General features: G+C 60.3%; 16 protein-coding genes. 9 read left to right on the top strand and 7 right to left on the bottom strand.

Going from position 1 to position 12966, the window contains the following annotated elements:
• The first annotated feature begins 3 nt into the window (after nucleotides 1-3).
• The 8 genes from lptC (at nucleotide 4) to ACSPX5_RS28230 (ending at nucleotide 5522) form a co-directional block, all read left to right on the top strand.
• Nucleotides 4-576, top strand: coding sequence for an LPS export ABC transporter periplasmic protein LptC (lptC, locus tag ACSPX5_RS28265; protein ID WP_323160020.1), 573 nt, complete (start codon nucleotides 4-6; stop codon nucleotides 574-576).
• Entirely contained in the window at nucleotides 563-1108 is a 546-nt protein-coding gene (lptA, locus tag ACSPX5_RS28260; RefSeq protein WP_169428871.1) for a lipopolysaccharide transport periplasmic protein LptA, read from the top strand. The genes lptC and lptA overlap by 14 nt, the downstream gene beginning before the upstream one ends.
• Nucleotides 1108-1833: an LPS export ABC transporter ATP-binding protein gene (gene lptB / locus ACSPX5_RS28255; RefSeq protein WP_007953572.1), complete on the top strand. Its 726-nt coding sequence runs from the start codon at nucleotides 1108-1110 to the stop codon at nucleotides 1831-1833. The genes lptA and lptB overlap by 1 nt, the downstream gene beginning before the upstream one ends.
• A gap of 186 nt (nucleotides 1834-2019) precedes the next feature.
• Nucleotides 2020-3513 carry an RNA polymerase factor sigma-54 gene (locus ACSPX5_RS28250; RefSeq protein ID WP_169428870.1) on the top strand — a complete coding sequence of 498 codons (1494 nt, stop codon included), beginning with the start codon at nucleotides 2020-2022 and terminating at the stop codon, nucleotides 3511-3513.
• Between the two features lie 73 nt (nucleotides 3514-3586).
• A complete protein-coding gene (hpf, locus tag ACSPX5_RS28245) occupies nucleotides 3587-3895 on the top strand; it encodes a ribosome hibernation-promoting factor, HPF/YfiA family (protein WP_007953578.1) in 309 nt (102 codons plus the stop codon).
• 11 nt (nucleotides 3896-3906) lie between these two features.
• On the top strand, nucleotides 3907-4371 hold the full coding sequence (ptsN, locus tag ACSPX5_RS28240) for a PTS IIA-like nitrogen regulatory protein PtsN (protein ID WP_169428869.1): 465 nt from the start codon (nucleotides 3907-3909) through the stop codon (nucleotides 4369-4371).
• A 2-nt stretch (nucleotides 4372-4373) separates the two neighbouring features.
• Entirely contained in the window at nucleotides 4374-5231 is an 858-nt protein-coding gene (rapZ, locus tag ACSPX5_RS28235) for an RNase adapter RapZ (protein ID WP_169428868.1), read from the top strand.
• A 15-nt stretch (nucleotides 5232-5246) separates the two neighbouring features.
• Nucleotides 5247-5522, top strand: coding sequence for an HPr family phosphocarrier protein (locus tag ACSPX5_RS28230; RefSeq protein WP_169428867.1), 276 nt, complete (start codon nucleotides 5247-5249; stop codon nucleotides 5520-5522).
• A 37-nt stretch (nucleotides 5523-5559) separates the two neighbouring features.
• Here ACSPX5_RS28230 and ACSPX5_RS28225 read toward each other — a convergent pair whose 3' ends face one another.
• The 6 genes from ACSPX5_RS28225 to pmbA all read right to left on the bottom strand — a co-directional run bounded on the left by ACSPX5_RS28225 (nucleotide 5560) and on the right by pmbA (nucleotide 10836).
• On the bottom strand, nucleotides 5560-6453 hold the full coding sequence (locus tag ACSPX5_RS28225) for a ZIP family metal transporter (protein ID WP_323160022.1): 894 nt from the start codon (nucleotides 6451-6453) through the stop codon (nucleotides 5560-5562).
• Between the two features lie 29 nt (nucleotides 6454-6482).
• Nucleotides 6483-7094 carry a superoxide dismutase gene (locus tag ACSPX5_RS28220; RefSeq protein ID WP_323160023.1) on the bottom strand — a complete coding sequence of 204 codons (612 nt, stop codon included), beginning with the start codon at nucleotides 7092-7094 and terminating at the stop codon, nucleotides 6483-6485.
• A gap of 1 nt (nucleotide 7095) precedes the next feature.
• A complete protein-coding gene (locus ACSPX5_RS28215) occupies nucleotides 7096-7536 on the bottom strand; it encodes a hypothetical protein (protein WP_169428865.1) in 441 nt (146 codons plus the stop codon).
• Between the two features lie 27 nt (nucleotides 7537-7563).
• A complete protein-coding gene (locus tag ACSPX5_RS28210) occupies nucleotides 7564-8940 on the bottom strand; it encodes a class II fumarate hydratase (protein ID WP_439820688.1) in 1377 nt (458 codons plus the stop codon).
• Nucleotides 8921-9328 carry a FagA protein gene (locus ACSPX5_RS28205; RefSeq protein WP_439820687.1) on the bottom strand — a complete coding sequence of 136 codons (408 nt, stop codon included), beginning with the start codon at nucleotides 9326-9328 and terminating at the stop codon, nucleotides 8921-8923. The genes ACSPX5_RS28210 and ACSPX5_RS28205 overlap by 20 nt, the downstream gene beginning before the upstream one ends.
• 161 nt (nucleotides 9329-9489) lie before the next feature.
• On the bottom strand, nucleotides 9490-10836 hold the full coding sequence (gene pmbA, locus ACSPX5_RS28200) for a metalloprotease PmbA (RefSeq protein WP_432760319.1): 1347 nt from the start codon (nucleotides 10834-10836) through the stop codon (nucleotides 9490-9492).
• A 108-nt stretch (nucleotides 10837-10944) separates the two neighbouring features.
• Here pmbA and yjgA point away from each other — a divergent pair, with 108 nt between their 5' ends.
• Complete coding sequence (gene yjgA / locus ACSPX5_RS28195) at nucleotides 10945-11469, top strand: ribosome biogenesis factor YjgA (RefSeq protein ID WP_007953598.1); 525 nt, start codon at nucleotides 10945-10947, stop codon at nucleotides 11467-11469.
• 51 nt (nucleotides 11470-11520) lie between these two features.
• On the opposite strand, the gene tldD is transcribed toward yjgA, so the two are convergent.
• A complete protein-coding gene (gene tldD, locus ACSPX5_RS28190) occupies nucleotides 11521-12963 on the bottom strand; it encodes a metalloprotease TldD (RefSeq protein ID WP_439820686.1) in 1443 nt (480 codons plus the stop codon).
• Nucleotides 12964-12966: the final 3 nt, after the last annotated feature.

Raw genomic sequence — 12966 nt, 5'->3', positions numbered from 1 at the left:
ACCATGTTTAGCAAAAAATTTCGCAACATACTGCTGTTCGGTTGCATCGCTGCGATTTTCGGCGCAGTCGGCTACTGGAACATCAGCCCGGAACGCTTCCTCGACAAGCCTCCTGTCTCCGCAGCAGAAAGCCCGATCGACTGGTACGCGACCAACACCCACACCTTGCAGTATCTGGAAGATGGCAAGGTGCAGTACGAAATGACGTCCGAGAAGGCCGAGCACGTCAAGGCGACCGACATTACACTGGTCACCCGGCCCGACCTGAACATGTACCGCGGCACCGACTTCCCGTGGCACGTGACCAGCGAGCGCGGCGAAGTGAACTCCGGAGGCACCGAAGTCGAACTGATCGACTCGGTCCGGATCAAGCGTACCGACGAAAAGAACCGCGACACCCTGATCACCAGCACCCGAATGACGGTGTTCCCTCAGCAGCAATATGCGCAGACCCAGCAACCCGTTAGAATCGACGGCGCTGGCGGTGTATCGACCGGCGTGGGAATGAAAGCGTATTTGAAGGAAAGCAGGATACACCTGCTATCGAACGTAAGAGGACAGTATGAGGCTCGTTAAAACCCTCCCTATTTTGCTCAGTCTGGGCGCAGCACTGGGAAGCGTGAGCGCCTGGGCTCTGCCGAACGATAGTCAGCAACCGATCCGCATCCAGGCTGACGACGCTCAGCTCGATGACAAGAATGGCATCGCGACCTATAAGGGCGATGTGATCATCACCCAGGGCTCGATGATCGTCAAAGGCAACACCGTGACCATGACCCGTGCGCCTAACGGTGACATCGACGTCGTGACTTCGGTGGGCAACCTCGCCTACTTCGAGCAGCTGCAGACTGCCGGTGATGCCAAACCCGTCCAGGGCTGGGGCGTGACGATTCAGTACCACGCTGCGCAGAACCGCGTCGTGCTGATCGACAAGGCAAAAGTCGTCGACAAGGACAACAACACCACTCAGGGCGAGAAAATCGTCTATGACACGGTGAAAAAACTGGCCAGCGCCGGTCGAGCCACTGGCAGCAAGGTCACCGAAGCGCGTCCGCGCATCGACATGGTGATCCAGCCGAAGAAGAAAACCGACGAGAAAACCCAGTAATGGCAACTCTGAAAGCTCAGCACCTGGCCAAGGCCTATAAAAGCCGCCAGGTCGTGCGCGACGTCAGCCTGTCGATTGACAGCGGTCAGATCGTCGGTCTGCTCGGCCCGAACGGCGCCGGCAAGACCACGTGCTTCTACATGATCGTCGGCCTGGTTCAGGCCGATCAGGGTCGCGTACTGATCGACGACCTGGACGTCAGTCACCAGCCCATGCACGGTCGCGCGAAAGCCGGTATCGGTTATCTGCCGCAGGAAGCGTCGATCTTTCGCAAACTGTCGGTCGCCGACAACATCATGGCCATCCTCGAGACCCGTCAGGAGCTCGACAAGGCCGGTCGTCGCAAGGAGCTGGAAAGCCTGCTGCAGGAATTCCACATCAGCCACATTCGCGACAACCTCGGCATGAGCCTGTCCGGTGGTGAGCGCCGCCGCGTGGAGATCGCTCGCGCACTGGCTACGGCACCGAAGTTCATTCTGCTCGACGAACCATTCGCCGGTGTCGACCCGATCTCCGTGGGCGACATCAAGCAGATCATCCACCACCTCAAGGCCAAGGGCATCGGTGTGCTGATCACCGACCACAACGTCCGCGAGACGCTGGATATTTGCGAAACAGCCTACATCGTCAACGACGGCCAACTGATTGCCGAAGGCGACTCCGCGACCATCCTCGCCAACGATCTGGTGAAGGAAGTGTACCTGGGTCACGAGTTCCGCCTGTAAGCGCGACGGTATTCGAGCGGCCGTCCGGGTGCTGTAACGTTGAAGCGCATTTTTATAGGCTTTTATTGTTACAGCGCTCTAGGCAAACACGACAGTTTCAGGCATATAATTTGCTTAAGTTTGGCGCTCCGGCGCCCTGTAGTGGATGGCGCATAGCGCCGGCGAATAAGGTGTTAAGCCCCTGCCATGAAACCATCGCTAGTCTTGAGAATGGGCCAGCAGCTGACGATGACACCGCAGCTGCAACAGGCCATCCGCCTGCTCCAATTGTCGACCCTGGATCTGCAACAGGAAATCCAGGAGGCGCTGGAATCCAACCCGATGCTCGAACGCCAGGAAGACGGCGACGACTTCGACAATTCCGACCCGCTGGCCGACAACGCCGAACAGAAACCCAACACCGAGATCCAGGAACCTTCCTATCAGGAAACCGCGCCGACGGTCGACAATCTCGAGGACGGCGAATGGAACGAGCGCATCCCCAACGAACTCCCTGTGGACACCGCCTGGGAAGATGTCTACCAGACCAGCGCCAGCAGCCTGCCCAGCAGCGATGACGACGAGTGGGATTTCACCACCCGCACCTCTGCCGGTGAAAGCCTGCAAAGCCACTTGCTGTGGCAACTGAACCTGGCGCCGATGTCCGACACCGACCGCCTGATCGCTGTCACCCTGATCGACTGCATCAATAATCAGGGCTACCTCGACGAAACCCTCGAAGAAATCCTCGACGCATTTGATCCGGAACTCGACATCGAGCTGGACGAGATCGAAGCCGTCCTGCATCGCATCCAGCAGTTTGAACCCGCCGGCATCGGCGCCCGCAACCTGAGTGAATGCCTGCTGCTGCAATTGCGCCAGCTATCGACCAAGACCCCCTGGCTGGCGGAAGCCAAGCGTCTGGTCACCGATTACATCGACCTGCTCGGCAGCCGCGACTACAGCCAGTTGATGCGGCGCATGAAGCTCAAGGAAGATGAACTGCGCCAGGTCATCGAACTGGTCCAGAGCCTCAACCCGCGCCCCGGCTCGCAAATCGAGTCCACCGAAGCCGAATACGTGGTACCCGACGTGATCGTGCGCAAGGACAACGAGCGCTGGCTCGTCGAGCTGAACCAGGAATCCGTGCCACGCCTGCGGGTCAACGCCCAATACGCCGGTTTCGTGCGCCGCGCCGACACCAGCGCCGACAATACCTTCATGCGCAATCAGTTGCAGGAAGCCCGCTGGTTCATCAAGAGTCTGCAGAGTCGCAACGAAACCCTGATGAAGGTAGCCACTCAGATCGTCGAACATCAGCGCGGATTCCTGGAGTACGGCGACGAAGCCATGAAGCCACTGGTGCTGCACGACATCGCTGAAGCGGTGGGTATGCACGAGTCGACGATTTCCCGGGTGACCACGCAAAAATTCATGCATACCCCGCGGGGCATATATGAACTGAAATACTTTTTCTCCAGCCATGTCAGCACCTCCGAAGGCGGCGAATGCTCGTCCACGGCGATCCGCGCGATCATCAAGAAACTGGTCGCCGCGGAAAATCAGAAAAAGCCGTTGAGTGACAGCAAGATCGCTGGTTTACTGGAGGCACAAGGCATTCAGGTGGCTCGCCGCACCGTCGCCAAGTACCGCGAATCCCTGGGAATCGCGCCTTCGAGCGAACGCAAGCGGTTGATGTAAGCCACGTTACAGCGTTCCAGTGGCAGGCTCTTCGGCCTGCCGCTTTATGCACTGGCAACGAAGGAGAAGCTGTATGCAAGTCAACATCAGTGGACACCAACTGGAAGTTACCCAACCTCTCCGTGAGTACGTTGAGCAAAAGCTCAAGAGGCTTGAGGGACATTTCGACAAGATCACCAACGTGCAAGTCACGATGTGCGTCGAAAAGCTGAAGCAGAAAATCGAAGCCACGCTGCATATTCCCGGCAACGAGGTCGTCGCAAACGCGGAACATACCGATATGTACGCAGCGATCGACGCGCTGACCGACAAGCTTGATAAACAACTCAAAAAGCATAAGGAAAAGACCCAGAGCCTGCTCCAGGGCGCTACCGGTCGATAACCCCCACCCCCATGATCCGACTTGAAAGCATCCTGACCCCCGGCCGTTCCCTGGTGAACGTGCCGGGCGGCAGTAAAAAGAAAGCCCTCGAACAAATTGCCAACCTGATCGCCCGGGAAGTCCCGGATCTGGAGATGCAAGATGTCTTCGAGGCGCTGATTGCCCGTGAAAAACTCGGCTCGACGGGTTTTGGCAACGGCATCGCCATTCCCCACTGTCGCCTCAAGGGCTGTGAATCGCCCATCAGTGCCCTGATGCACCTGGAAGCCCCAATAGATTTCGATGCCATCGATGGCGCACCGGTCGACCTGCTGTTCGTGTTGCTGGTCCCGGAAGCTGCCACCGATGCGCACCTGGAGCTGCTGCGCCAGATCGCCAGCATGCTCGACCGCAAGGAAGTGCGCGAGAAACTGCGTCGCGCCACGACTAACGAAGCCTTGTATCAGGTTGTCCTGGACGAGCAAAACGGGCACTAAACATGCGCTTGATCATCGTCAGTGGCCGTTCCGGCTCGGGCAAAAGCACCGCACTGGATGTCCTTGAGGACAACGGTTACTACTGCATCGACAATCTGCCGGCCGGCCTGTTGCCGGAGCTGGCGGAGCGCGCGCTGATTCATACTGAACTGTCTCAACCACTGGTCGCGGTATCGATCGATGCACGCAACCTGCCAAGCCACCTCTCGCGCTTCCCGGAGTTGCTTGAAGAAGTTCGCAGTCGACACATCCAGTGCGACGTCCTGTACCTGGACGCCGACGAAGAAACCCTGCTCAAGCGTTTCTCGGAAACCCGTCGCCGTCACCCGCTGAGCAGCGCCAACCGTTCGCTGGCCGAGGCAATCGACGATGAAACCGCCCTGCTGGGCCCCATCGCCGATCTGGCCGACCTGAAGGTCAATACCACCAATCTGAACCTGTATCAGTTGCGCGACACCATCAAGCTGCGGCTGCTGAACCAGCCTGAACCGGGCACGGCATTTCTGGTGGAGTCGTTCGGTTTCAAACGCGGCATGCCGGTGGATGCGGATCTGGTGTTCGATGTACGCTGCCTGCCCAACCCGTACTGGAAACCGGAGCTGCGCGCACAGTCCGGGCTCGATGAGCCGGTGGCCGAGTACCTGGCGGCGCAGCCGGAAGTCGAAGAGATGTTTCAGGACATCTACGCCTATCTGTTCAAATGGCTGCCGCGCTTCGCTGCGAGCAATCGTGCCTACGTGACCATTGCCATTGGCTGCACCGGCGGGCATCACCGCTCCGTCTACCTGACCGAACGTCTGGGTCAGGCCCTGCAGAAAACCCTGAAAAACGTCCAGGTCCGCCACCGCGACCTCAGCTAAAGGATTCACACCGCGATGCCTGCTCTGGAAATCGAAATCATCAACAAACTGGGACTGCATGCCCGGGCGTCGGCAAAGTTCGTGGGCGTGGCGGGTCAGTATCCCGACTGCACGATCAGAGTAGGTCGCACCCCCGAAACCACGGTTGATGGCAAAAGCATCATGGCGATGATGATGCTCGCGGCCGGCAAGGGCACCAAAATCTACCTGAGTACCGAGGGTCATCAGGAACAGGAAGCCATGGATGCACTCGTCGCCCTGATCAACAACTACTTCGACGAAGGCGGCTGAAAGTCCATTTTGGCGAGAGCGTTCTCTCTCGCCATACTTATCCCAACGCCGTATCCATCACCATCATCAGACAGAACCCCATCAGCAATCCCAGACTCGCCAGCTTGTCGTGACCATTGCGTCGCGACTCCGGGATCACTTCGTGGGTCACCACCAGCAACATTGCCCCGGCCGCCAGCGCCAATCCCAGGGGCAACAACAATTCCGCCAGGCTGACCAGCCACGCACACAGCAGGGCGAACACCGGTTCGACCAGACCTGAGGCCGCCCCGATCAGAAACGCATTGACCCGCGACATCCCTGCCCCGGCCAGCACCAGCGCAATCACCAGCCCTTCCGGCACGTCCTGCAAGGCGATACCCATCGCCAGGCTGTCAGCGTCCTGCATGCCGCCGCCAGCGCTGACGCCGACGGCCATGCCTTCCGGAATGTTATGGGCAATGATGGCAAACACGAACAGCCAGATCCGTGGGGGAATCACCGGATGCTCGACACTGCCGATCAGCATCTCCGGTGACGCGCCGGACAACTTGCGGTCCACCAGATACAGGCCGAAAGCACCGAGCATGATGCCGAAACAGATCAGACCACTGGCGCCCCAAGGGCTCAGCCCCAGGCTTTCTGCGGCGGCAATCCCCGGCACGATCAGCGAAAACGCGGTCGCCGCCAGCATCACGCCAGCGCCAAACCCCAACAGCGTATCGCCTAACACCTGAGGCATGTTGCGGATCACCAGCACCGGAACCGCCCCGAGTGCCGTACCAAGAGCGCAGATCGCACCGCCCTGCAATGCCCGGGACAGTTTCGGCTCCAGGTTCAGCCATTCGAGTCCGTGAGCCACCAGCAAGGTCATGCCCGCCAACAGCAGCAGCGACCCGAATGCGTAACGGAACATACGCCCACTTCCGATCGCCAGTGTTTCAGTGCCCATAGTCAGCCCTGGAGTGTTTTATAGACGACCTAAACCAGCGCAGCCTGATAACGCGCAGCGACTTCAGGCCAATTGATCACGTTGTAGAACGCGCTGATGTATTCCGGGCGGCGGTTCTGATAACGCAGGTAGTAGGCGTGTTCCCACACGTCGAGTCCGAGAATCGGCGTGTTGCCGCTCATCAGCGGGCTGTCCTGGTTACCGCTGCTTTCCACCACCAGCTTCTTGTCCGCAGTGACACTGAGCCACGCCCAGCCGCTGCCGAAGCGGGTCAGCGCAGCTTTGGTGAAGGCTTCCTTGAAGCTGTCGAGACCACCCAGTTGCTCATCGATCGCCCTGGCCAGCGCTCCGTTCGGCTTGCCCCCACCGTTGGGCACCATCACTTCCCAGAACAGCGAATGGTTGGCATGACCCCCGCCCTGGTTGATGACCGCCGCACGCAACGTTTCCGGCAGTTGCTGAACGCTGGCCACCAGCTTTTCCACCGGCCACTCGGCGTATTCAGTGCCCTCGACTGCGGCGTTCAGGTTGTTGATGTAGGTCTGGTGATGCTTGGTGTAATGAATCTCCATGGTCTGCGCATCGATGTGCGGTTCCAGTGCGTCGTAGGCATAAGGCAGTGCTGGCAGGGTAAAGGCCATATCAGTGGACTCCATGGTGATATTGAGCAGGCACGCGGCGTGCATTGCCGGTATCCGGGTGCAGCAGACGCTGGGTGCGCGGGTATTCGCCGTGCTCGCTGATGAAGTTGAGCAGCTCGACATAGGTCTTGCTGCTCTGGCGCAGCGCCGCTTCACGCAGCGCCGGGCGCAGACGCTCATCCTGCATGGTCTGCAACAGGCGCTGGTGGATCGCGCACAGGTATTCGGCGCTCTCCTCCGGCTGGTTCAGGCGCAGATGCAGGTCGGCCAGGTTGTGATGGGAAATAACGCAGGCCGCCACCGCTTCGTCGGCATCGCCCCAGCGCTCGAACAGCACCTGGGCCAGGGCCAGCGCTTGCAGATAGGCCTCGCGGGCGTCGATCAGTTCGCCCAGCATGAAGCAGCGATTGGCCCGTTCGATCGTGCGTTTCCAGTGCTCCATGGTGAACCTCCAAAGCGATTGCGGTGCTTACACGCCGCCGGCGGTGAGTTTCTCGGGATTGAGCAACTCTTCCAGCTGGCTGCGCGACAGGTCGGTGTGTTCCAGCGCAACGTCAATCACCGGACGGCCCTGTTTGTAGGCCTGCTTGGCGATTTCCGCGGCTTTCTGGTAACCGATGATCGGGTTGAGCGCTGTGACCAGAATCGGGTTGCGCGACAGCGCTTCCTTGAGACGCGACTCGTTGACCTTGAAACTGGCGATGGCCTTGTCGGCCAACAGACGGCTGGAGTTGGCCAGCAATTCGATGCTGCTCAACAGGTTCTGAGCGATGATCGGCAGCATCACGTTCAGTTCAAAGTTGCCTGACTGACCGGCGATGGTGATCACCGAATCGTTGCCGATGACTTGCGCCGCCACCATCGCAGTGGCTTCCGGAATCACCGGATTGACCTTGCCCGGCATGATCGACGAGCCCGGCTGCAAGCCTTCCAGTTCGATTTCGCCAAGGCCGGCGAGCGGGCCGGAGTTCATCCAGCGCAGGTCGTTGGCGATTTTCATCAGCGAGACGGCGGTGGCCTTGAGCTGACCCGACACGGCCACGGCTGTGTCCTGCGAGCCGATCAGCGCGAACAGGTCCTTGCCCGGGGTGAACTGGACGTTGGTCAACTGGCTCAATTGGCGGCTGAAACGCGCAGCGAATTCCGGATGCGCGTTGATTCCGGTGCCGACCGCCGTGCCGCCCTGAGCCAGGGATTGCAGGCTTGGCAGCAAATCCTGCAGATGACTGATATTGGCCTTGAGCTGCTGCGCCCAACCGTTGAGCACCTGGCTCATGCGCACCGGCATGGCGTCCATCAAGTGAGTACGGCCGGTCTTGACGTGGTGATGCACCTGTTCGGCCTTGCGCTCGATGACTTGTACCAGATGCAGCAGGGCCGGCAGCAACTGCTCGTGCAGCGCCAGTGCGGCGCTGACGTGGATGGTGGTCGGGATGATGTCGTTGCTGCTCTGCCCGCAGTTGACGTGATCGTTAGGATTGATTGGTTCGTCGAGCAGGCGACTGGCCAGGGTGGCGATCACTTCGTTGGCGTTCATGTTGGAGCTGGTGCCGGAACCGGTCTGGAAGATATCCACCGGGAAATGCTGCATGAAGTCGCCTTCGAGCAGACCCTGGGCGGCATCGCTGATGGCTTTGCCTTGAGCGGCGCTGAGCTGGTTGAGTTCGACGTTGGCCCGTGCGGCGGCGGCTTTTGCCAGAATCAGCGCACGGATGAACGAGGTCGGCATCGGTTTGCCGCTGATCGGGAAGTTATCCACTGCACGCTGGGTCTGCGCGCCGTAGAGAGCGTCCACCGGCACCTGCAGTTCGCCCATGCTGTCACGCTCAATACGTGTTTTGGTCATCTGAAAATCCTTGCACCAGTTCAATAAGGGGAATCGAGGGTTGCAACTCGCAAGTGGCGAGCTGCCAGGCGTAGCTTTGCCAGCGTTTAAGCCGGCATTTGCACAGCGTCAGGCGCTCCATTTCACGCAATGGGCGCCAGGCCTGATCGAGACAGAGACTGCGCCAGTGCCACGGCAGAGCGATGTCGGTGGCCGTGTCGAGCAGCAGGCGGAAAGAGGTTTCAGCGACAGTCCAGGGCGAGGTCGCCGTGCAGCAGGCCAGATACCGGCCTTCGGCCAGGTAGTGCTCGATCAGGCGCGGTTCGTCCGGGTCCATGGCGCAACGGATCTGGCGACTCATCCAGCGCCAGCTTTCGAGGTACGGCTGCTCGTGCAAGGCAGAACTCATGATCCTGGGCTCATCCGATAATGAGATTTATTATTAGATGATAATGAGAACCAAAACAAGCGTAGGTTTTAAGCGGCCTTGTCCATCCGGAAAAAATTGCAGACACAAAAAAGGCGCGCCACCGGATTGGGTGGCGCGCCTTTTGTTTGCCTGTCGGAAACTTAGCTGCCCGCGACAGTCATCTTCTCGATCAACACCGAACCGGTGCGAATGTTGCTGCGCAGCTCCAGATCATTACCGACTGCGACGATCTGCTTGAACATGTCGCGCATGTTGCCGGCGATGGTCACTTCCTGCACCGCGAACTGGATCTCACCGTTCTCGACCCAGAAACCCGCCGCACCGCGCGAGTAATCACCGGTCACCATGTTCAAACCATGGCCCATCAACTCGGTGACCAACAGGCCACGCCCCATACGCCGCAGCAAGGCAGCCTGGTCTTCATCACCATGAGTGACGAACAGGTTGTGTACGCCGCCCGCGTTGGCGGTGCTCGGCATACCGAGTTTACGACCGGAATAGGTGCCGAGGATGTACGACACCAGCTCGCCTTTCTCGACGAACGGTTTGGCATAGGTCGCCAGACCGTCACCATCGTAGGAAGCACTGCCCATGGCACGCATCAGGTGCGGGCGTTCGTCGATGGTCAGCCATTCCGGGAACAGCTTCTGGCCCAGGGTGCCTTCGAGGAACGACGATTTGCGGTACAGACTGCCGCCGGAAATGGCCGACAGGAAGCTGCCGAACAACCCACCCGCCAATTCCGCCGAAAACAGTACAGGCACTTCGCAGGTCGGTACCGGACGCGCGCCCAGACGGCTCGCCGCTCGCTGTGCCGCACGCTGACCAATGCTCACCGGATCCGCCAGCAAACTGCCCTGGCGGTTCACGTCATACCAGTAATCGCGCTGCATCTGGCCATCGGCCTCGGCGATCATCACGCAGCTCAGGCTGTGTCGCGTCGAAGCATACCCGCCGATGAAACCGTGGCTGTTGCCATACACACGGCAGCCCTGATGAGTGCTCAACGTGGTGCCATCGGCATTCTTGATGCGCGCATCGGCGTCGAACGCCGCGGCTTCACAGAGCAATGCCTTCTCGATGGCCTGCTCCGGAGTGATGTCCCATTGGTGGAACAGGTCGAAATCCTGAATATCCCGGGCCATCAGGGCGGCATCCGCCAGCCCCGAGGCTTCATCTTCCGAGGTGTGCCTGGCAATCGCCAGCGCCGCGGCGACAGTCTCGCGAATCGCATCCGGCCCGGTGGCAGACGTGCTGGCAGAACCCTTGCGCTGGCCGACGTACAACGTGATGCCAAAGCCCTGATCGCGGTTGAACTCGACCGTTTCTACCTCACGTTGACGCACGGAGGTTGACAGCCCCTGCTCCAGCGACACTGCCACTTCGCAGGCACTGGCGCCCTGACGCCTGGCTTCGGCGATGATCTGCTCGACCTGTTCCTGCAGTGCCGGCAATGCCTGTGGGCCGACGCTTTCAACTGCACTCATGCTCATCTCCACTCAAATTCTGCTTTCGGCTGGGGCCTTCGAGCGACCGGGCCGGACAAGCGGCCCCCGACTGGTTATCATGGCGGCGTTTCTTTGCGGACTGCCACCATGGTTGATTCTTACGACGACTCCCTCGATACGGGAGAAAAAAGCAAATCCCAGGTCAAACGCGAGCTGCATGCTCTGGTTGACCTTGGCGAGCGCCTTACAACGCTCAAGCCCGACTTGCAGGCGAAACTGCCATTGACCGACGCTTTGCGCCGGGCCCTGGCCGATGCGCCCAAGCACACCGCGAACATCGCGCGTAAACGGCACTTGCAGTTCATCGGCAAACTGATGCGCGATCAGGACACTGACGCCATTCTCACCTTGCTCGATCAACTCGATGCCTCGACCCGTCAGTACAACGAGCGTTTCCACAACCTCGAACGCTGGCGTGACCGCCTGATCGCCGGTGACGATGCCGTGCTGGAGAAATTCGTCGTCGATTACCCGGACGCCGACCGCCAGCAACTGCGTTCCCTGATCCGTCAGGCCCAGCACGAGGTTGCGCAAAACAAACCTCCTGCCTCGAGCCGCAAGATCTTCAAGTACATCCGTGAGCTGGACGAGACTCAACGCGGTCTGCGCTGATATTCGCCACCGGGTGGCCGCACTGCGCGCCACCCGAAGCTCCATCCCTTCTTATGCGCCCGTGCCACCCACGGTGATCGCATCGATTTTCAGGGTCGGCTGACCGACACCCACCGGCACCGACTGCCCATCCTTGCCGCACGTGCCCACACCGCTGTCCAGCGCCAGATCGTTACCGACCATCGACACCCGGCTCATCGCTTCCGGACCGTTGCCGATCAACGTTGCGCCTTTGACTGGCGCGGTGATCTTGCCGTCCTCGATCAGGTAAGCCTCGCTGGTGGAAAACACGAACTTGCCGCTGGTGATGTCGACCTGACCGCCACCAAGGTTGGCGCAGTAGATGCCTTTCTTCACCGACGCGATGATTTCCGCCGGATCGCTCTGGCCGCCGAGCATGTAGGTGTTGGTCATCCGCGGCATCGGCAGGTGCGCGTAGGATTCGCGGCGACCGTTGCCCGTGCGGGCTACGCCCATCAGGCGCGCATTGAGCTTGTCCTGCATGTAGCCCTTGAGCACGCCGTATTCGATCAGCGTAGTGCACTCGGTCGGGGTACCTTCGTCGTCGACGCTCAGGGAACCACGACGACCGGCCAACGTGCCGTCATCGACGATGGTGCAAAGTTTGGATGCAACCATTTCGCCCATGCGACCGCTGTAGGCCGAACTGCCCTTGCGATTGAAATCGCCTTCCAGACCATGGCCGACCGCTTCGTGCAGCAGCACACCGGACCAGCCCGACCCCAGAACCACCGGCAAGGTGCCGGCCGGTGCCGGAATCGCTTCCAGATTCACCAGCGCCTGGCGCAACGCTTCACGGGCATAGCCCATGGCGCGGTCTTCGGCGAGGAAATAACGGTAGTCGGTACGCCCGCCACCGCCGTGTCCGCCGCGCTCGCGACGGCCATTCTGCTCGACGATCACGCTGACGTTGAAACGCACCAGCGGCCGCACGTCGGCAGCCAGACCGCCATCGGTCGAAGCCACCAGAATCCGCTCCCAGACCCCGGCCATGCTCACGCTGACCTGCTGGATACGCGGGTCGAGGGCGCGAGTCGCCACGTCGATGCGCTTGAGCAGTTCAACTTTTTCAGCGCGGCTCAGCACTTCCAACGGGTTGTCCGGCGCATACAGCTGGGCGACGTCCTGGGTGCTGAACGCCTGCACCGTTCCGTTCTGCCCGGCGCGGGAAATCGAACGGGCCGCACGGGCTGCCGCGCCGAGCGCTTCGAGGGTGATCGCGTTGCTGTAGGCAAAACCGGTTTTCTCCCCGGACTGGGCCCGCACGCCGACACCCTGGTCGAGGTTGAAACTGCCTTCCTTGACGATGCCGTCTTCCAGCGACCAGGACTCGGAAATCTGCCCCTGGAAATACAGGTCGGCCGCATCGATGCCTGGACCCGCCAGATCACCGAGCACGCCTTGCAGGCTCTCGATCGTCACGCCGCCGGGCGCCAACAGGTGATCACTGACTGAGGACAACAACTCGCTCATAGG

This window comes from Pseudomonas sp. HLG18 (genome assembly GCF_051903985.1).
GTDB lineage: Bacteria > Pseudomonadota > Gammaproteobacteria > Pseudomonadales > Pseudomonadaceae > Aquipseudomonas > Aquipseudomonas fluorescens_BT.
Note: the sequence above shows the minus strand (reverse complement) of the source record. Positions and strands in the feature narration are given on the sequence as shown.